The organism is Bradyrhizobium sp. Pa8 (assembly GCF_052588265.1).
Map to the genome: position 1 here is coordinate 6,288,766 of NZ_CP176767.1, position 20,252 is coordinate 6,309,017.

17 protein-coding genes are annotated in these 20,252 nt (G+C 62.8%); 1 reads left to right on the forward strand and 16 read right to left on the reverse strand.

All coding sequences use genetic code 11. The annotated features are described in order from the left end of the window. Window positions 1-303 precede the first annotated feature (303 nt). From ACKWRH_RS29895 to deoC, 8 genes are all read right to left on the reverse strand, one after another. On the reverse strand, window positions 304-1,395 hold the full coding sequence (locus tag ACKWRH_RS29895; protein ID WP_445216427.1) for an ABC transporter ATP-binding protein: 1,092 nt from the start codon (window positions 1,393-1,395) through the stop codon (window positions 304-306). Window positions 1,396-1,480: 85 nt separating this feature from the next. Then, window positions 1,481-2,920: an extracellular solute-binding protein gene (locus ACKWRH_RS29900; protein ID WP_306326732.1), complete on the reverse strand. Its 1,440-nt coding sequence runs from the start codon at window positions 2,918-2,920 to the stop codon at window positions 1,481-1,483. A 49-nt stretch (window positions 2,921-2,969) separates the two neighbouring features. Further along, complete coding sequence (locus ACKWRH_RS29905; RefSeq protein WP_445216428.1) at window positions 2,970-4,007, reverse strand: carbohydrate ABC transporter permease; 1,038 nt, start codon at window positions 4,005-4,007, stop codon at window positions 2,970-2,972. After that, complete coding sequence (locus ACKWRH_RS29910) at window positions 4,004-4,879, reverse strand: carbohydrate ABC transporter permease (protein ID WP_445216429.1); 876 nt, start codon at window positions 4,877-4,879, stop codon at window positions 4,004-4,006. The genes ACKWRH_RS29905 and ACKWRH_RS29910 overlap by 4 nt, the downstream gene beginning before the upstream one ends. A 7-nt stretch (window positions 4,880-4,886) precedes the next feature. After that, window positions 4,887-5,810 carry a ribokinase gene (rbsK, locus tag ACKWRH_RS29915; protein ID WP_445216430.1) on the reverse strand — a complete coding sequence of 308 codons (924 nt, stop codon included), beginning with the start codon at window positions 5,808-5,810 and terminating at the stop codon, window positions 4,887-4,889. A gap of 5 nt (window positions 5,811-5,815) precedes the next feature. Beyond that, entirely contained in the window at window positions 5,816-6,271 is a 456-nt protein-coding gene (locus ACKWRH_RS29920) for an RbsD/FucU family protein (RefSeq protein WP_014494077.1), read from the reverse strand. A gap of 83 nt (window positions 6,272-6,354) precedes the next feature. After that, complete coding sequence (locus ACKWRH_RS29925; RefSeq protein WP_445216431.1) at window positions 6,355-8,745, reverse strand: aldehyde dehydrogenase family protein; 2,391 nt, start codon at window positions 8,743-8,745, stop codon at window positions 6,355-6,357. Window positions 8,746-8,747: 2 nt separating this feature from the next. Next, entirely contained in the window at window positions 8,748-9,665 is a 918-nt protein-coding gene (gene deoC, locus ACKWRH_RS29930) for a deoxyribose-phosphate aldolase (RefSeq protein WP_245344240.1), read from the reverse strand. Between the two features lie 340 nt (window positions 9,666-10,005). Here deoC and ACKWRH_RS29935 point away from each other — a divergent pair, with 340 nt between their 5' ends. Next, window positions 10,006-10,800, forward strand: coding sequence for a DeoR/GlpR family DNA-binding transcription regulator (locus ACKWRH_RS29935; RefSeq protein ID WP_445216432.1), 795 nt, complete (start codon window positions 10,006-10,008; stop codon window positions 10,798-10,800). An 80-nt stretch (window positions 10,801-10,880) separates the two neighbouring features. On the opposite strand, the gene ACKWRH_RS29940 is transcribed toward ACKWRH_RS29935, so the two are convergent. From ACKWRH_RS29940 to ACKWRH_RS29975, 8 genes are all read right to left on the reverse strand, one after another. Beyond that, the gene (locus ACKWRH_RS29940; protein WP_445216433.1) at window positions 10,881-12,032 is read right to left on the reverse strand and encodes a substrate-binding domain-containing protein; all 1,152 of its coding nucleotides are present in this window, start codon (window positions 12,030-12,032) and stop codon (window positions 10,881-10,883) included. 101 nt (window positions 12,033-12,133) lie between these two features. Further along, on the reverse strand, window positions 12,134-13,126 hold the full coding sequence (locus tag ACKWRH_RS29945; RefSeq protein WP_445216434.1) for an ABC transporter permease: 993 nt from the start codon (window positions 13,124-13,126) through the stop codon (window positions 12,134-12,136). Next, a complete protein-coding gene (locus ACKWRH_RS29950; protein ID WP_445216435.1) occupies window positions 13,123-14,703 on the reverse strand; it encodes a sugar ABC transporter ATP-binding protein in 1,581 nt (526 codons plus the stop codon). The genes ACKWRH_RS29945 and ACKWRH_RS29950 overlap by 4 nt, the downstream gene beginning before the upstream one ends. Window positions 14,704-15,435: 732 nt before the next feature. Continuing rightward, a complete protein-coding gene (locus tag ACKWRH_RS29955) occupies window positions 15,436-16,839 on the reverse strand; it encodes an amidase (protein ID WP_445216436.1) in 1,404 nt (467 codons plus the stop codon). Window positions 16,840-16,925: 86 nt separating this feature from the next. Further along, window positions 16,926-17,687, reverse strand: a complete 762-nt coding sequence (locus tag ACKWRH_RS29960; protein WP_445216437.1) for an SDR family NAD(P)-dependent oxidoreductase — start codon at window positions 17,685-17,687, stop codon at window positions 16,926-16,928. A gap of 47 nt (window positions 17,688-17,734) precedes the next feature. Continuing rightward, window positions 17,735-18,460: an ABC transporter ATP-binding protein gene (locus tag ACKWRH_RS29965; protein WP_445216438.1), complete on the reverse strand. Its 726-nt coding sequence runs from the start codon at window positions 18,458-18,460 to the stop codon at window positions 17,735-17,737. Further along, complete coding sequence (locus ACKWRH_RS29970; protein WP_445216439.1) at window positions 18,450-19,169, reverse strand: ABC transporter ATP-binding protein; 720 nt, start codon at window positions 19,167-19,169, stop codon at window positions 18,450-18,452. Before ACKWRH_RS29970 ends, ACKWRH_RS29965 begins: the two co-directional genes overlap by 11 nt. 2 nt (window positions 19,170-19,171) lie before the next feature. Further along, window positions 19,172-20,245 (reverse strand): branched-chain amino acid ABC transporter permease, encoded by a 1,074-nt coding sequence (locus tag ACKWRH_RS29975; RefSeq protein ID WP_445216440.1) that lies wholly within the window; start codon window positions 20,243-20,245, stop codon window positions 19,172-19,174. Between the last annotated feature and the right edge of the window lie 7 nt (window positions 20,246-20,252).

The window sequence follows — 20,252 nt, forward strand, 5'->3', positions numbered from 1 at the left end:
ACATTTCAAAGCCAACTACCGACGATAAAAATATTGGCGAGCTGATTGGTCACCGACCAGCAAGGCCCATGACTGTTCGCAGCCTGCTCAAAAATCGTCGGTCTGCTTTTCTCACCGACGACATCAGCTGCCTTCTTGCCCTACTGACCTCGACTTGGACGACCGGACGCGCAAAGTTTTGCGAAGAAGGGTGCAACGTCGCCCGCATCACGTGCGAGCTCGCCGCAGCGCAAGTGACCGCGATGAGGCATGCGCACGCTGGAGTAAAGATTAGGGATTACCTGCCCGCCAGAGGACCGCCGCCTATGAAACGGCCTCCCCGGAAACCTTGTCGAAAAGGTGCGTTCGCTCCAGATCGATGGCGACATCGATAGGGCGATCCGGCGCCGCAGACACACCGACCTGCATCTGAGCCGTGAATGGAAATGCGCCCACGGTTCCAATCACGAGAGTATGCGGCCCGAGCGGCTCCACGTCTTTAACCATCATGCGGACGGAGGAGCCCGATGGCGCATCTTGCCGCAGCACGTGGTCGGGCCGCACGCCGAGCACAACCGGCTTGCCGATGCTCCCTGCATAGGCCGCCTCTCGGGATTTCGGAAATCTCAACGCCGTACCCGAGGGTTCGGTGAAGATCAGTGCACCGTCGCGAGCGGCAATCTCCCCGTGGATAAAATTCATGCTGGGCGCGCCCATGAAGCCCGCGACGAAGAGATTGCTTGGTTTCTCATAGATCGTGATCGGATCAGCCGCCTGCTCGATGCGGCCGCGATTCATCACAACGACCCGATCGGCCATGGTCATAGCTTCGACCTGATCATGCGTGACATAAACGATCGTCTTGGCGAGACGACGATGCAATGCCTTGATCTCGGTCCGCATCTCGATGCGGAGTTTGGCGTCGAGGTTTGACAATGGCTCGTCGAACAGAAACACGTCCGGGCTGCGCACGATGGCACGGCCGATAGCCACGCGCTGACGTTGCCCACCGGAGAGCTGCTTGGGCCGACGGTCCACGTATTGCTCGAGGTCGAGAACCCGCGCCACGTCCTCGACGGCTTTCGCGATATTGGCGCGCGACTCGCCCCGCGCCTTCATGCCGTAGCCGATATTCTCACCAACCGTCATATGCGGATAAAGCGCATAATTCTGGAACACCATCGCGCAATTGCGCAAGCCCGGGCGCAGCTGCGTCACATCGCGATTACCGATACGAATGGTTCCGCTGGTGACCGTCTCCAGTCCCGCTATCATGCGCAACGTCGTGGTCTTGCCGCAGCCGGATGGTCCGACAAGCACGACAAACTCCTCGTCGGCCACACTCAGATTGAGCCCCTCGATGATCTTGTAGGGCCCATATGCCTTGCTGACGTTCTCGATCTCGACGCGCGCCATGGATTCCTTTTTCCGTCCCCTATATCGACGGCCAACAAAGCCCGGATGATGCTCACGCATCATCCGGGGCAGTCTCCGCGGGAAGCTAGTTCTTCGGTGAGAGGCCCATCGCCGCGCGATAGGCGGCGAGCTGCTTCGCGCGGCCGAACTCATCGGTCAGGCGATTCCATTCCTTCGCGACCGCGTCAAGCGCGGCCTGCGGCGTGGTCTGGCCGGCCAGCGCCTTGCCAAGCTCGATCTCCACAACCTCGGTGTAGGAGAAATAGCCGGGCAGACGCATGTCGAGCGCAACGTTCTTGCCGTTAATGGAGTCGGCCTGGGCGCCCAGATATTCCTTGGCTTCCGTCGGCGAGAAGATCTTGCTCCACAACTCCAGATTCGTGGTGTGCGACTTGCGGTATGGGTTGACACCCGTGCCACCGGTAATCGCGGCCTTGCCGGAGACTTCAGGGCTTGTCAGCGTCTTGACGAAATCCCATGCCGCCTGCTGGTTCTTGCCCACCTTTGGCACGGCAATCTGCCAGCCTCCGAACGCCATGAAGGGTGCCGGCAGCACCGCCGGAAACTTGTCCCACTTCTTGGTTTTGGCGTTCCATATCTCGTCAGAGCCGGGCAGCACCGCAGAGCCCACCTTGCCGGAAATCTTCGATTGCTTGGGGTCGGCGGCGATCACGCCGGTGTCGCCCCAACCGATCGACTCGGCCACCTGGCCGCCGGCCACGGCGGCATTGACCTCGCCGAACGAAAAGTTCAGCGCATTGGGCGGGCCAAGCTTGGAAGCACGAATATATTCCTCCAATCCCTTCACCCAGCCCGGATTGTTGATCTGGGCATCCATCGTTTCGGGGTCGAAGAACATCGCGCCCGGATAGTTCGGGTTGTTGGTATAGGCCGCCGCGTGGCTGAAGAAGAACCAGAACTGCTGGCCACCGCGACGGAAGGCCTCCGCCGTGCCCCAGAGTCCCTTGTCGGGGCGCTGAAAGAACTCCGCGATGTCGAGATACTGCTTCCAGGTCTTTGGCGGCGCCAGGTCGTAGCCGTACTTGGCCTTGAAGGCGTCCTTCTCCTTGGGATCGCTGAACAGGTCGGTGCGATAGGTGTAGGTGTGAACGTCGCCGTCCATCGATTGCGAATAGATCTTGCCTTCCCACACCATCAGGCGCTCACGGTAGGCCGGCTCGACATCGTCCCAATCCTTGCCGGACTGCATCTCTTTCGGCATCTCGCTGAGATAGGTGACGAAGTCGGGCAGCCAGGCCGGCGCAAAGCTGACCAGATCGAACGTCGCGTCCGATCCGGTAAGCGATGTAACGATCTTCGGGTAGAGCTCTGACCAGGGGAACTCGACCACATTGACCTTGCCGCAGGTCTTCTTGGTCCATTCGTCCGCGCCGAGCTTGAGCGCGGAGGCGATATACGGTCCGGTCTGCGACGCCACAGTCAGGGTGACGCCGGAGTAATCCGGACTACAAGCAGCGTTCGCCTGGCTCGCGGTGCAAGCCATCGCGAGCGAGGTGGTCAGCATCAGAAACGTCCGTCGCAACATCGTCTAGTCCTCCCTACATAGGTTTTTGCTATTTGATCGCTCCGAGCAGCAGGCCCGACCGCATCATGCGGCTGAGCAGACCTGCCATGATCATCATCGGAATGATGGCGACGAGCGCCGCGGCCGAGATCGCCCACCATTCGTCGCCGCGCTGGCTGTTCTGTCCCGCCACCAGGATCGGCAGCGTCTGCCATCTGGAATTGGTCAGGAACAGCGCGAACAGGAACTCGTTCCAGACGAAGGCGAGCGTGATCATGAAAGTCGCCAGCAGCCCGTTCATCGACATTGGCACCACGATGCCGAGGAAGATGCGCCAACTTGGCACGTTGTCGACCATCGCGGCTTCTTCGACCTCGATCGGAATGGCCTCGAAAAAGTCGCGCATCAGCCAGACCACGATCGGCAACGAGAACGCGACGTAGCACAGCGTCAGGCCGACATAGCTGTCGATGAGCTGGAAGCCGAGCCGGCCGATTTCGCTGTAGAGGAGATACAGCGCGAAAGCCGTGACGATCGGCGGAAACATGCGCTGGCTGACGAACCAGAACAGGATGTCTTCATTGCCGAGGATCGGCCCCGGCAGCGGCAGGCGGTTGGCCAGGATTGCAGCGGCAAGCGCGATCGGGAACGCCAGCAGCAGCGCCTGCGCGCGGGTGAATCCGAGCGAATTGTTGAATAGCAGATAGCCGCCGAGCGCGAGCAGGAAGAAGATCAGGCCGGCGCCGAAGCGCACCCTGAATTCGAACCGCACCAGCGCATAGGCCGCCATTGCGCCGACGGCAGTCGCGATCGCCGCCGCCGACAAGCCGACGATTGTCGAGTTCAAAAAGGTCCGGAAGAACTCGCCACGGATACCTTGATAGAGATCGATGAAGGGCTGCAGGGTCGGCGTGAAATCGACGAACGGAATATAGGTCGGGCCGCCGACGACGCCCGGCGGGGTCTTGAATGCCGTCACCACCACCCAATAGAGCGGAAACGCCGTGATCAGGCACCATACGAAGACACCCGCCGCGACCAGGCGGCGGCTCCAGCGCGACAGTCCGGTAAGGCCCTGCCCGCTCATCGGCGCTTCTCCAGATGCGGCCGCAGCAGCGCCAGATAGGTGACGCCAATGATCGTGATGGCGATCAGGAACAGGAAGCTGAGCGCCGACGTGTAGCCGAGATTGAACTTCTTGAAACCCTCCTGATAGGCGAACAAGGTCAGGGTTTCGGTGTCCACACCCGGTCCGCCGCCCGTCATCACGAATACGGTGTCCATGATCTTGTAGCTCTCGATCAGGCGGATGAAGACGACCGCGGCGGAGATCGGCAGCATCATCGGAAAAGTGATGCCCCAGAACTGTTGCCAGGCGCTGGCGTTCTCGAGCTCGGCCGCCTCGTAGACATCTTCGGGGAGCGTTTGCAGGCCCGCCAGCATCATCAGGATGACGAACGGGGTCCACTGCCAGATCTCAACGGCGATGATGCAGGCGAGCGCCCAATGACCGTTGGTGAGGAACGGCAGGTTCGCCATGCCGAACATGGACAGGAACTGGTTGAGCGGCCCCATGGTCGGATTGAAGATCATCCGAGCGACAAGCGCGACGGCAACCGGGGCCAGAAGCATGGGCAGCAGCAAGGCCACGCGAAATAGCCGTTCACCCGGAACGCGCGCGTTCAGCGCAAGCGCAACGCCAAACCCGATCACGTATTGCAACCCGACGGCAATGAACGCGATCAGCGTCGTCGTGAAGATCGCATTCCAGAAGCGCGGCTCTTGCAGGAGCGTAGCGTAATTGCCGAGCCACACGACTCGCGGCGGGATCGGCGGAATCAGGCGATAGCTGAGGAAGCTCGTGGTGAACGAATAGATCAGCGGAAAGATCGAGATCGCCAGCACGACGAGCACCGCCGGCCAGATGAAGACATGCTTGATCGGATCGTTCCGCATCATGAGCAGATCATCCCTTCAACAGGGCTTCAATCTCAGCGCGCCGCGGCATGGCAGGCGCAGTCCCCGCGCGCGTCACGGAAATCCCCGCCGTGGCGGAACCGAAGCGCGTCGCGTCCAGGGGATCGGCACCGCCCGCAAGCGCTGCAGCGAAGCCGCCGACGAATGCATCGCCCGCGCCCGCGGTTTCGACCACCTTGCCGGCGGCGAACGGGAGCACGTGAAGCGAGCGATCTCGCCCGTGAAACAGCGCCCCGCGTTCGCCGAGCGTGATCAGCGCGGTGCCCGCTCCCTTGGCCAGCAACGCGTCCCCGGCGCGGCGGGCGCCGGCAAGATCGCTCACCGCGATTCCCGTCAGCGCTTCCGCCTCGGTCTCATTGGGAACGACGTAGTCGCACAAGGCAAACAGGCCATCGTCGAATTTGACCGCGGGTGCCGGGTTGAACACGGTGATGCTGCCCGCAGCGCGCGCGATCTCGAGCCCGCGCTGCGCGGCCGCGACCGGTTGCTCGAGCTGTGTCACGAAGACGCGGCTGGTGCGGATCGCATCCGCCGCCGCGTCGACTTCGGTGGGGCTGAGACCGTCGGCCGCTCCGCTCACCACGATGATGGCGTTGTCGCCGCGTGTCTCGTGGACATAGATGAAGGCGGCGCCGGTCGGCGCCTCCGCAGTCCTGGCGACGCGCGGTCGAATGCCCTCGGCTTCCCACGTCTTGATGGCAAGATCACCGAAGGCGTCGCGGCCGATCCGGGAGATGAAGGTCACGTCCGCGCCCGCGCGCGCAGCGGCCACGGCCTGGTTCGACCCCTTGCCGCCCGGTCCCATGGCAAATTCCGAACCGGCGATCGTTTCACCGATCGCGGGCATGTTGCCGGCCCGGAAGGCCAGATCGACGACGAAGATGCCGAGCACTGCGACGCCAGTCTTGCTCATGGTCGTCACTCTCCGTCCGGCGCGATGACGCCCTTGGAAAACAGGAAGCAGCCGTAGAAGCGCCGCTCTCCCGTGGCGATCACGCAGTAGGCCGTCTTGGCCTTTTCATAGAAGGCATGACGCTCGACCCCGACCAGCGGCCAGGAGCGTCCCTCGGCGCGGTCGATCGCGGCCTGCACCTCGCGCTGCACCGGCGGCACCTCCTGGGGCTGGCCGACAATCTCCATGCGGATCGCGGCATCGTCGACGAACGTATCGAGCGGCAGCACCGAGAGGATGGCTTCGATCGCCTTTGCCGTACTGACGTTGTCGATGCGAAGCAGCTCGCCGAACACGGTCTGGCGCGCGATGGAGTCGGCAGGAAAATTGGTGTCGCACACCACGAGGCGGTCCCCGTGCCCCATTGCGCGCAAGGCATAGAGCACGTCGGCATTGAGCAGTGGATTGATGCCCTTGAGCATGTTGCGTCCCTCCCTTGTCTTCAAAAAATCGCCCGAACTCTGATGGTCCGGATGCCAACCCGTATCACCGCAAGGTGACGTCTTTAGTCCCCATAGGGAATCCAGATGTTCTTCACCTGCACCGCGTGGCGGAGCAGGATCGGACCTTCGCTCGCCACCCGGTCGTACCAATCGAGCGCCAGCCCGTGGTCGACCAGCGTGCGCTTGAGGTTGCCGATCGACAGCCGCTCCGCAGCAGTCGAGGCCTCCTGCGAGCCGAACACCCAGAGCGCATCGACGTCGTCATGCTCGGCAAGGACCTTTGCGAGCACATCGCGCTCGCCGGTGACGATATTGACGACGCCTGCCGGCACATCCGACGTCTCCAGCACCTGATAGAAATCGGTCGCTGCAAGCGGATGCCGCTCGCTTGGGACGGCGACGACGCGGTTGCCCATCGCAATCAACGGTGCCACCAGGCTGATGAAGCCCAGCAACGGGGCCTCGTCCGGACAGGCCACCCCGACCACGCCGATCGGCTCGTGCATGGCAAGCGCCACGCCGCGCAACGGCGGTGCATGGATCGTCCCCTCGTATTTGTCGGCCCAGGCCCCATAGCTGAACAGCCGTTCGATACTCGCCTCGACCTCCGCGCGCGTCTTGGCGGGCGAAACGCCGGTCATATCACCGATGCGCCGGGCGAACTCGTCGCCACGCGCGGACAGATTCTCGGCAAGGTAGTAGAGGATTTGGGCGCGATTATGCGTCGTCGCCCGCGCCCACCCCTCGGCCGAGCGCGCGGCGGCCACCGCGTTACGGATATCCTTGCGATTGCCCTCGCCGGCTTCGCCGAGGTGCTTCCCCTTCGGCGACAGCACCGCGCGCGAATAATTTCCGTCGGGACGAACCTGCTTGCCGCCGACGAACAGCTTGGCGGTTCGGTCGATCGACGGCGTGCCAAATCCGGCGCCGTCGTTAGAAGCTGCCGGGGATGGCGGCGGCACCTTCGCCCGCGCCTTCCGCCCGCTCCAGGCTTTCGGCTTGAGATATTCGTAGAGACCTTCCCGGCCGCCCTCGCGACCGAAGCCGGACTCGCGATAGCCACCGAAGCCGACGCTGGCATCGAACAAATTGGTCGCATTGACCCAGACCACGCCGGCCTGGAGCTTCGGCGCGATATCGAGCGCCAGCCCGATGGTCTCGCTCCACACGCTGGCGGCAAGGCCATAGCGCGTGTTGTTGGCGAGCATCACCGCCTCGTCCGGCGTGCGGAACGTCATCGCGACCAGCACCGGGCCAAAGATCTCCTCGATCGCCACGGTCGATGACGGATGTACGTTCCAAAGCAAGGTCGGGGGATAGAAGCATCCCTCAGCGGGGATCGGCCCCGGCGCCTGATACTTCTCGGCGCCCTCCTTGACGCCAGTTTCGACCAGCGCCTTGATCCGCTCGAGCTGCACCGGTGCGACCACCGCGCCCATGTCGATCGCCTTGTCGAGCGGCGGACCCACGCGCAGCGTCTCCATGCGGCGGATGAGGCGCTTGCGGAATGTCTCTGCGATCCCTTCCTGCAGCAGAAGCCGCGATCCGGCGCAACAGACCTGGCCCTGGTTGAACCAGATCGCATCGACCACGCCTTCCACGGCGCCATCGATGTCGGCGTCGTCGAACACGATGAACGGCGACTTGCCGCCGAGCTCGAGCGTCAGCGACTTCCCGCTGCCTGCGGTCGACTGACGGATCAACCGCCCGACCTCGGTCGACCCCGTGAAGGCGATCTTGTCGACACCGGGATTTTCGACCAGCAACGCGCCGGCGGCGCCATCACCCGTCACCACATTCAACACACCGGGCGGCAGGCCGGCTTCCGCCGCGAGCTCGGCGAACAGCAGCGCGGTGAGCGAGGTGAATTCCGCCGGCTTCAGCACTACGGTGTTGCCGGTCGCCAGCGCGGGCGCGATCTTCCAGGCCAGCATCAGCAGCGGAAAGTTCCAGGGGATGATCTGGCCGATCACGCCGACCGGGACATGGTCGACGAATTCGCGGTCCTGCAATTGCGCCCAGCCGGCGTGATACAGGAAGTGGCGCGCAGCGAGTGGCACGTCGAGATCGCGGGTTTCCCTGATCGGTTTGCCATTGTCGATCGCTTCCAACACCGCGAACAGACGGGCATGACGTTGCAGCATGCGCGCGAGTGCATAGAGATGACGGGCACGACCGTGACCCCCGAGCTTGGCCCATGACGACTGCGCCGATCGCGCGGCGCCGACGGCAGCCTCGACATCCGCTGCGATGCCTTGCGCGATCTTGGCCAGCGTCTTTCCGGTGGCAGGCTCGATCGTCGCCAGATGCTTGCCCGAAGCGGGCGCGGCGAATTTACCGGCAATGAAATGCCCAAACGTCGCGTCGTGCCGCTTCAGCCAGGCGCGCGCCTCGCCGTCCGCCTCGGGAGCGGGGCCATAATCCATGGTCTCGTAGTAATGTGCGATACTCATGCTCAGCCCACGGGATGACGGTTGAAGGCCGAGTAGCGGCCGGTGACGTGATGCTCGAGCTGACGCTCGATGTCGGCGAGCAGACTCGAGGCGCCGACGCGGAACAGATCCGGCTCGAGCCAATCGCGTCCCAACTCCTCCTTCATCAGGAACTGGTAGTTGAGCACATCCTTCGCCGTCGAGATTCCGCCGGCCGGCTTGAAGCCGATCTTGAAGCCCGTGCGCTCCTCATAGACCCTGATCATGCGCAGCATCGCCAGCGTCACCGGCAGCGTGGCATTGACGCCTTCCTTGCCGGTGGAGGTCTTGATGAAGTCCGCGCCGGCCATCATGCAGACCATCGACGCCTTGGCGACGTTGCGCAGCGTTTTGAGGTCACCGGTTGCCAGGATCGTCTTCAGATGCGCATCGCCGCAGGCTGCGCGGAAATCCCGGACCTCGGCGTAGAGCGCGCGCCAATCTCCGGTCAGCACATGCTCACGCGTGATGACGATGTCGATCTCCTGCGCACCGTCCCTGACGGACGCCTCGATCTCCTTGAGTTTCAGATCGTGCGGCACGAGACCTGCAGGAAATCCAGTCGAAACAGCAGCGACCGGAATGTCATACCCATCGAGCGCTTCGACCGCGGTTGCGACGAAGCGGTGATAAACGCAGATCGCGCCCGTGTGCAGCCGGCGCCCGGCAAAACCGAGTGCCTCGAGGAGGTCACTTCGTATCGGCGCCCTCGCCTTGGCACAGAGGCGCTTCACCCGTTCGGCCGTATCGTCGCCGTTGAGTGTCGTCAAATCGATGCAGGTGATCGCCTTGAGCAACCACGCCGCCTGCGCGTCCTTCTTGACGGTGCGCCGGCCCGGCAGGCTCGCAACGCGGCGCTCGGCGGCGGACAGATTGATCCGGATATCATCGACCCAGTCCATCTCGAGCGCGCGGCCGCTGTTGCGCACGATCGGATGCGGATGATTGTGATCCCGCGCATGGGGCTGCGCCGGCACCGCGGATGGATTTGATATCAAGACGCCCTGCGCCATCGGTACGCCGCGCAATGCTAGCGAATCGGCTGAAACGGCAGATAGATTGAGTGTGCCGATTGCAACATGCGATCCTCCCATCCCCTGCCCGCTGGAGCTTCTGCTGCCTGCCATCGCGGACAGCGAAACGTCCTTCGGATCAGATGTTATTATTGTAACAAATTGACGTTGCCAAACTCACATCATTGTAAGATCATTGTCAACCGGATAAGCAAGCTCGGTGACGAAAATGACTGAGACACCGACCGCACGCCCCAGCGAGACCCGCGCCCAGCGGCTGCAACGGCTGCGCCGCGCCGTCGAGACGAGCGGCGCGCTGCATCTGAAGGACGCCGCAGAGTTGCTGAAGGTGTCGGAGATGACGGTCAGGCGCGACCTTGCCGGGCCCGAGGCGGCGCTCGCCCTGCTCGGCGGCTACGTCGTCAACGCGGCGTCGCCGACCGGGATCAAGTACACATTCGAACAGGAAATCGACCAGCACACGCAGGACAAGCGCCTCGCCTGCCGATCCGCAGCCGCCTCGATCAAGGAAGGTGACACCATATTCATCGACTGCGGCACCACGATGCAGTCGCTGGCGGATTGTCTGCCTGAGGACATGCCTCTTTCGGTGATCTGCTATTCGCTGAACGTCGCCTCGATCGTCACCCACCGTCCGGCGACGCAGGTGATGCTCATGGGCGGGCTCTACCATCCGTCCTCGCAGTCGTTCTCGTCGGATGACGGCCTGTCCTATCTGCGGCGGCTCGGGGTCAACAAGGCTTTCATCTCGGCCGGCGGCCTGCACTGGACCCGCGGCGCCAGCTGCTCGAATTTTCACGAAGTCGCCATCAAGCAGGCCGTCATCGCTACCGCGATGGAGAGCATCCTCGTGGTCGACGCCAGCAAGCTCGGCAGCCTCAAGCCGGCGTTCTTCTCCGACGTCAGCTCATTCTCGCGGATCATCGTCGGAGGCTCCGTGTCGGCAGACACGCGCAAGCACTTCCGCAGCCTTCCCGTCGAATACGTCACCAGCACGGCCTGATCCGGACGGGGGCTGGTTCGCCCGGATCAGGCTTGCTGAGCGATGCGCGGTCTCGGTGGATCACACATCGCTGTTTCAGGCTAGTTGCAGGCGGGCTTCGCCTTTTTGCAGGCATCCGTCAGCTCGGCCGGCGGGTCCTTCTTGAATACGGTCTTGTAGGACTCCAGCACATTCGACTGCGTCACCGGCAGCGACTGCACACCGATCCAGCCAGGCGTTTCCTTACCCAGCAGCGCGTTCATCATCGCCATCGCCTCGGCGACGCCCTGGTCGTAGGGACGCTGCGAGCCGGTCGCCTTCAGCGGCCCGCCCTTGGCAATCTCGATCGCCGATTGCAGACCGAGGTCGACCGTCGTCATGGGAATATCGATGCCCTGAGCCCGCATCGAGCTCAGCGTGTCGAGCGCCGGCTGATCCCACACCGCGTACAGTCCCTTGACGTCGGGATTGCCGGTCAGGAAGTCGCCCGCGATCTGCGAGACCTTCGGCGGATCGGTGAAGTCGACCTGCTTCATCTTGATGTCGGGCCGGTTTGCTTTCATCCACTCCCGCACGCCCTTGGTGCGCTCGTTGGTGCTGAAATAGTCGACGCCGAAATTGACGAGACCGATGGTGCCGCCCTGCGCCACGCAGGATGCCAGGATCTGTGCCGCGATCTGGCCATTGCCCTGGCTATCGGCCGAGACCATCGTCGCATATTCCTCGGGATGCTTCAGACCAGTCGGGATGCTGTCCATCAGCACGAGCTTGATGCCGGCCTTGGCGATCTTCTTGTAGGTCGGCGCGGTCGCGGTGAAATCGACCGGAATCGATATGATGCCGTCCGGATGCTGCTGGATCGTATTCTCGATATCGGCAATCTGCTTGTCCACCTGATATTCGGCGGACGCGACGCCTGTCACCGTCACGCCGTACTTCTTCAGCGTATCGGTGATGCCCTGGATCTGGAGCTGCGACCAGTCGAGGTTGACCGTCTGCATGGAGATGCCGACTTTGAAGTTCTTCTCCTTGATCTTGGCGGCGTCGGCCTCCGACAGCGCGAGCACCTCGGGGGAAGCCGCCTTTTCGCCGTGGGGTCCCTGGCCGACGATCGACTTCGGCCCGAGCTTCGCGAGATCGACACCCTTGACACAGGTCGCGGGCACTTCGCCGCGAGCCGACGGGATCATCGAGAGGGCGGCAGCGGCCACCAACGCAGTCAAAGGCAAGGTTTGTCGCAAGATTGGCTTCATTGTTTCCTCCATTTTTTGGTCGCCGATTCACCGGAGGGCCAGCGACCTTGCCCCTACCCACGCAGCGCAATGAACTTGTTGTTCATGCGCCGCGCCTTCGACTAGCGTTTCGTGAAAGCAACCGCGGCAACGATGATCGCGCCCTTGATCACGAGTTGCATCGGCGAGCTCACGCCGAGCAGAACAAGGCCGTTATTGAGCGTGCCAATGATCAAGCTGCCGAACAGCGTCCCCAGGATGTAGCCGCGCCCGCCGAACAGGCTGCAGCCGCCGAGGATCACCGCGGCGATGACGTCGAGCTCCATGCCCTGCACGACATCTGGCCGCGCAGCATGTGAACGCGCCGACAGCACCAGCGCCGCCAATCCGGCCAGCGTGCCGGTCAGGACAAAGGCCGCAGTCGTGATCCGTTTGGTGTTGATGCCGGAATAGAGCGCCGCGGTCGGGTTGCCGCCGACCGCGTAGATGCGCCGGCCGAACACGTTATAGTGCAGCAGCAGGATGCCGACGATCATCGCCGCCAATGTCCAGGCGATCGGAACTGGTATGCCGAGGAACGTGCCTTCGCCAAATATCGCGAAATAGGTCTCGTTGGTGATGATCACCGGCTTGGTGTTGGTCACCATCATCGCCAGTCCCCGCGCCATGCTCAGTGAACCCAGCGTAACCAGGAACGACGGGATCGATAGCTGCGTGGTCAGGATGCCATTGAGCAGACCGACCAGCGCACCGGTGCCGAGCCCGGCCACGGCACCCACGATCCAGTTGTTGTTGATCTGGCTCATCGCGAGAGCGGCCGCCATGCCCGACAGTGCCAGCGTCGAGGCAACCGACAGATCGATCTGACGCGCAATGATAATGAAGGTCATGCCGACTGCGATGATCGACACCAGCGTGGTCTGGCGCCCGATATTCAGGAAATTGTCGACCGAGAGAAACCAGGGCGAAGACAGGCTGAACACGACCAGCAAGATCACGAAGGCGATGTACAGCATGTACGGCCGCTCGCCCCGCAGCAAATTCTGGAGAATCTTGCGGCGACGATCAGATCGGGTCGACGAGGCGACCACGTTGGGAGCAGTCAGTTCGGTCATGCGGGAAGCTCTTGCAAGTGACCTGGCCCGGAGGCCTGGTACATCTGGAGGAGATGATGCAGCTCTTCGGCGTCATCGATCTCGCCGCGCGACAGCGTACGAGCCACACGCCCGTTGACGATCACGGAGATGCGGTCGCAGAGCTCGATCAATTCGACGAGATCGGACGAGACGACCAGGACCCCGCTGCCGTCGCGGACGGCATTCCGGATCACGGCATAGATTTCCTCGCGTGCGCCCACGTCAACGCCGACCGTCGGTTCATCCAGGAGCAGCACGCGCGGCCGCGGATCATTCCATTTTCCGAACACGACCTTTTGCTGGTTGCCGCCGGAGAGCGTCCTGACGAGGCTGAACGCGCCCGGCGCTTTCACCGAAAGCCTGGCGACCGCGGTTTCCGCACGCCTGGCGGCGGCGCGTTGCTGCATCCAGCCCCAGCGCGAGAAATGGGGAATTCGCGGCAAGGTGACGTTTCGCTCGATCGAATGGTCCAGGACCAGACCCTGCACATGCCGGTCTTCCGGCACCAGCGCGATGCCCTGCTCGATCGCATCGGCAGGCCCTCTCGGCAGCCATCGCCGGCCCTCGATCTCAATTGCGCCGCTCTCGAGCGGCCGGAGGCCAAACACTGTCTCCAAAATCTCCGTGCGGCCGCTGCCGATCAATCCGGCGAGGCCGTGGATCTCGCCCTTCAGCACGGACAGATCGACGGCGCGAAGCCGGTCGTTGGACACATCGAACAGCGACAGAAGCGGCGACGGATCCAATTCACGCTTCGCGGCAGGTTCGATGCGCGGGCCCGTGGGTGCCGATCGATCGGTTCCGACGATCGCGTTCACCAGCCGCTTCATGTCGGTCTCGGCGGTGACAAACGTGCCTGCGTTAGCGCCATCGCGCAGCACCGTGACGCGCTGCGAGATCTCGAACACCTCATTGAGCCGATGGGTCACATAGATCACGCCGACTCCGCGGCGCGTCGCCTTCCCGATCGCATCGAACAGGATCCGGACCTCATCCGATGTCAGCGAGGAGGTCGGCTCATCGAGGATCAGAAGCCGGACCTCGCCCATCAGCGCCTTGGCGATCTCCGTCATCTGGCGATAGGCGAAAGGCAGCGAGCCGACAGCCGCTCTCGTATCCAGGGGAATGCCGAGCTCGTTCAGGAACGCCTCGGCCCTGGCCATCAGCGCGCGCTGCCGGACGAAGCCGAAACGCGCACGCGGCTCACGGCCGAGCAACAGATTGTCCGCAACGCTCAAGGATTCGACGAGGCTAAGATCCTGATAAACGACAGCGATCCCCGCCTCGCGCGACTTCGCCGGGCTGTCGAATTCTACCGGCCTGCCGGCGATCTCGATCGTGCCGCTGTCGAGGGCATGTACACCGCTGAGAATCTTGATCAGGGTAGATTTTCCCGCGCCGTTCTCGCCCAGTAGCGCATGGACCTCGCCGGCGCGAACCTCGAGGTTGACGTCACGCAGCGCTCGCACGCCGCCAAAGCGCTTGTTGATGCCACTGACCATCACAAGCGAGGTCGATGGCCGAGGTTCTGCTGCAACCGAACCGGACAGTTCCAAACTTTCCTCCCGTCGCCCCGCAAGACGCTGGTACGATGGTGACATGTTGTTATTTTTGCAACTTATCCTGTTATAATTCTATCATCTCCGCCGACCTGTCAATGGCGGATCACGTCGCGGGGCCCGATCTAGCCCTGGCCCTATCTCGATTTGTGCGGTTGCGAACGTCAGTACAGACAGCCGGCTTTCCCAGCGCGGATCTGTTCAACATCAGGAACGGGCCAAAGCTTCACGACGCGCTCCATCCGGTCATGGCGGCAAGCATCCGATCATCAAAGCTAGAGGAGGCAGGCCCCGCGATCGATCAGCGCAAGCGTGTGCCGACTGAAAGGTAGATGCATAGGCGACGCGTGACAGCCATGGCGATGAGGCGGCCTTAGCCAAGCACACCGCGCGCGACACTTCGCTCCAATCCGGTGGATGATAATGCCTGCGATACGTCGTGCTCGTCGCGTCATTCCCGCCGCGCGGGATTACTATAGAACGCTACGTGAATTTCACTACTCGTCGCGCCCCTGCACGAGCAACGGCGCTGATCGCGCACGCGCGGGCCCTCTCGGCGACCGCCGGCTGGCAACTGACCCCCTTGGGTACTTTTCATCAGTCCACTTCCATTGCACTTGCCCATCAGTTCCGCCGACGATTTTTCGTTTCGACGTGCTCGGTGTCTCCCCGCTCTGAACTCGACCCATGATTGATTTTCGGATAGGCACCCTAGAATTCCGAAGATCTTCATTCGCCAAGGGCGCGTCGCGTGTGCCAATCTGTCACTGATTGGAAAGCATACCCGGCGCGGGCAAGCATGTCCTCGGACAGATGCGGGCCGACGAGCTGCATGCTGAGCGGCAACCCGTCCGCCGCGATGCCGTTCGGCAGCGTGATGGTCGGGCTGCCCGAGAAGTCGAACACCGCCGTGAAGCGCAGGATGCTGAGCAGCACGTTCGGATCGGCGCCGTATTCGCCCATCCTGGTCAGCGTTGGAATCGGCACGGGCATGGTCGGAATCAGGAGCAGGTCAATATCGCCGAACAGCGCCGCGAGGCTGCCGCAGAACTTCAACCGCTCATGATGGATCTGAGCGATCTCGACGCCGCTGATCGATCTGCCCTGCTCGATCAGCTGCGCCAGATCGGGACCGTATTCCGACCTCCGCGACGGATAGGTCTCGAGATGCGCCTCTGCAGTCTCGATGGAGCACATCGGAATCCACATGCTTACGAGCTTCTGGTAAGCTGGGAACGTGACCTCACGAATATCGGCGCCGAGGTGCGCAAGCGTGCGCTCAGCTTCCAGCAAGGCGGCGACCACCTGCGGATCGATCCCCTCTTGGGTATATCTGCGGTCCACTCCGATTCTGAGACCGCGTATGCCGTCCCCAATGTTAGCAAGATAGTTCGGCACCGGCGCCTGAAGGGCGGTCGGATCATTGACATCTGCGCCCGCGATGACGCCGAGGATGGCCGCGGCATCGGCCGCGCTCCGACACATCGGCCCGACATGGTCGAGAGAGTCAGCCAGCGGGAAGACGCCGTGGCGGCTCACACGTCCCCAGGTCGGCTTGATCCCGGTCAGCCCGCACGTCGCCGACGGAAACCGGATCGAGCCGCCGGTGTCGCTGCCGATCGAGCCAAAGCAAAGTCCCGCCGAAGTGGCCACGCCCGATCCGCTTGAGGAGGAGCCGACCCAGTAGTCGGTCCCCCAGGGATTGAGCGGCGCCTGGTCGTCGGGATGATGGCTTGTATACGCGCCCTCGGTCATTTTTAGCTTGCCGAGCGTGACGGCGCCGGCGTGCTCGAGCCGGTCCACGATCGTCGCGTTGAAGGAGGGTACGAACCGGGCATGGATTGTCGTGCCGCCGGCGGTCGGCGCGAAGGTGGTGTAGCAGAGATCCTTCAGTCCGATCGGCACGCCGTGCAGCGGCCCGCGCCAGATGCCTTTGGCAAGCTCGGCGTCACAGCGCTTCGCCTGCGCCAAGGCCCGCTCGGCAAGCACCAAGGCATAACCGTGAAACTTGCTATCGAGCTTCGCGATCCGGCTCAGCATTGCCTCGGTCACTTTCGAGGGCAGAAGTTCACCCCGGCGAAACAGCTCGGAAAGTTCGGTGATCGATTTGTAGTGGATTGGATCTGCTGACATCTGACAGCCCTGCTGTTGTCGGAAACGGCTTCGCCCACCGGCGCCGCAGACGGCCCGGTCTCGTGACTGCGCTGCTCAATAAGCGCCTAGAACTGCACCCCGCGCGTGAGGGCACCATCAACCACGAGGTTGGTCCCCGTAATGAAGCTCGCGGCCTTGCTGGCAAGGAACACCGCACCGTTCGCCATTTCCTGCGGCGTGCCCATGCGGCCGGTCGGGTTGAGCGCAAGCGCGGTCTTGTACAGCTCGGGATTGCCGTCCTTGATCTGATTCCAGACACCGCCCTCGAAATAGGTGTTGCCCGGCGACACCGAATTTGCGCGGATGCCTTTGCCGGCAAGCTGAAAGGCGAGCCCCTGCGTGTAGTGAATGATCGCGGCCTTGAACGTGCCGTAGGGGCCGCTGGCGAAATCGACTTCGCGGCCCGACACGCTGGAAATGGTGACGATCGCGGCGGCCTTGCTCTTCTCCAGATACGGCATCGCCGCGTTGACCAGCCGCACGGTGCCCATCATGTCGGTGGAGAACTCCTTCTCCCAGCTCTCTTCGTCCTGCCCGATCGACAACGCGCTGACATTGGCGACGACAATGTCGATGCCGCCGAGCTTGGACGCCATATCCTCCACCCAGGCCTTGAGCGCCGGGCCATTGGAGACATCGACCGAACTGCCAAACGCAGCAACGCCCTTCGCCTCGATCGCAGTGACTGCGCTGTCGACATCCGACTGGTTACGCGCACAGATGCCGACATTAGCACCTTCGGCCGCGAAGGTGTCGGCGATCGCCCTGCCGATGCCCTTGGTGCTGCCGGTGACGAGAACCTTTGCTCCCTTGAGTCCCAGATCCATGTCCATTCCCTCCCTATTGACGACTTGAAAACATGCCATGCGGCCGTTCAGAGCAGGAGCTGCTCGCGGACATTGTCCTCGTTGACCTCGCCACCCGCCAGCGACTGCGTGATCTTGCCCTTCTCCATGATGTAACAGCGCTCGGCGATCGCCAGGATCGTGTCGAGATTTTGCTCCACGAAGATGATCGTGGTGCCGAGCTCGTTCCGGAACGATCTCAGCGCCTCGCAGATGTGCTGAACGATCGAGGGCTGGATGCCCTCGGACGGCTCGTCCAGGATCATCAAGGACGGATTGCCGATCAGCGCGCGGCCTATGGCGAGTTGCTGCTGCTCGCCGCCCGACATGGTGCCTGCGGCCTGCCGCCGGCGTTCTTTCAGCCGCGGAAAATACTCATAGACAAGCTCCGGCAGCTTCTTGCCGTCGGGACCGCCGATCAACTCGCCGACCTGGAGGTTTTCCTCGACGGTCATCTGCGGAAAGACATCCCGCCCTTGCGGGATGTATCCGAAGCCCGCCCTCGCCCGCGCGTCGGCTTCGAGCTTTGTGACGTCCTGCTCCATGAAGCTGATCGTGCCGCGCCAGGTTTGCAGCAGGCCGATCAGGCACCGCATCAGGGTCGACTTGCCGACACCGTTACGGCCGATCACGCCGACGATCTCGCCGCGCGAGACCGACATGGTGACACCCTGCAGGATTGGCGTCGCACCGTATCCCGCCCATAATTCCGATACTTCAAGAATCCGGTCGGTGGGCGTGGGTTTAGTGAGCATGGGTCTTACCGAGGTAAATTTCCGCGACGTTTTCGTCCTGCAAAATGGTTTCGAGATTGCCGCGCGCAAAAATCTTGCCGAGATGCAGCACCGTGACGCGCTGGGCGACCTGGCGCACGAAAGCCATGTCATGCTCGACGACAAGCACCGTCATGCCCTCGGCATTGAACGACTTGATCAGTTCGCCGGTCTTGAACGTTTCCTCCGGCGACATGCCGGCGGTCGGCTCATCCAGCAGCAGGAGCTGAGGCTTCAGCGCCAGCGCCATCCCGATCTCGAGCCATTGCTGCTGGCCATGCGATAGCGCACCCGCGAGCTTCTCGCTGTCCGGCTCGAGGTTGAGCAGTGCCAGCAGGCGACCCTCCTCGGCGATGCGTTCCGCGCCGGACAGTCGCTCCTGGAGCGCGATCTGGATGTTCTGCAGGACCGGCAGTTCCTTGAACACGCTCGGAGCCTGCATCTTGATGCTCATGCCCCGCTGCACGCGTGCGTAGGGACGCTCCTTGGTGATGTCGACGGCATCGAACAGGATGCTGCCCTGGCTCGGCGGGTAGAGACCCACGATCAGCTTGAACAATGTACTCTTGCCGGCGCCGTTGGGTCCGATCAGGCAGTGGACCTCGCCGGCGTTGACCGTGAGGTCGACGTCCGAGACTGCGGTCAATCCGCCAAAACGCTTGGATACGCCTTTGACTTCGACCAGCGCCATGATCAGGACTCTTCCGACTGCAAGCGACCAGCCTCCGCCATGACGGGGCTATCATCGCGCCGCCGACGCCCGCTCCACCAGTCGGCAGCAAGCTTGCCGATGCCGAGCACAAAACCCTGCGGCGCCAGCATCACTGTGGCAAGGAGCAGCGCCCCCATCAGCACCAGCGCTGCCTGCTGGCTGTAGACCGTGATGGTCTGAAAGCCGAACAGCAGCAGGAACGATCCGACCAGAGTTGCGGTCAGATCGCTCCGTCCGGAGAAAGCCACCCACACGATCGGCATCGCTGCCGCCGGCAGACCGATGCTGGACGGCGTGATGAACTGTCCCCAGGACGTGTACAGCGCACCGCTGAGGCCTGCGAGGCCGCTGCCGATCACGAAGGTCAGCAGCTGGTATTTCCGAACGTCGTAACCCAGCATCTCGGCGCGCTGCGGGTTTTCGCGCGTCGCCACGATGACGTTGCCGATCCCCGAATTCACCAGCATGCGCAACGCGAGATAGACGACCACGATCAGCGCGATCATGACGTAGTAGAGCGCCGATCCCTCGATATAGAAGTCGCCGACGGCCAGCGGGTCCATGCCCTTCATGCCGTTGAAGCCATTCAGCCGCGCCGGGCCGATGTGCCATTCCGGCCCCGCCGTCTGGCCGAGGAAGAAGGCAAGCACCAGCGTCGCAGACAGCGTCACGATCCCGAAGAAGATGCCGTTGATGCCACCCCAGATCATGAAGTAGCCGAGGATGCCCGCCGCCATCATTGCCAGGACAACGGACAGCGCGAGCGCGGCGATCGTTGCGGTGCCGCCGCCCATGTTGATCGCAAGCACGCCGTACCCGTAACCGGCGATGCCGAAGAACAAGGTCTGGCCGAACGACAGCATCCCGCCATAGCCCCACATCAGGCAGAGGCCGAGCGCCATGAAGATCCAGATCAGAAAATAAGCGAAATTTCCGACATCATAGGAGTCCGCGAACAGCGGATAGCTCAACGCACCTGCCAGCACGACAAGAAAGCAAGACCAGAAGATCCGTCCGCGTCCGAGCGTCTGTGGGCCTTCGAGCAGCTTGAACATCAAAGTT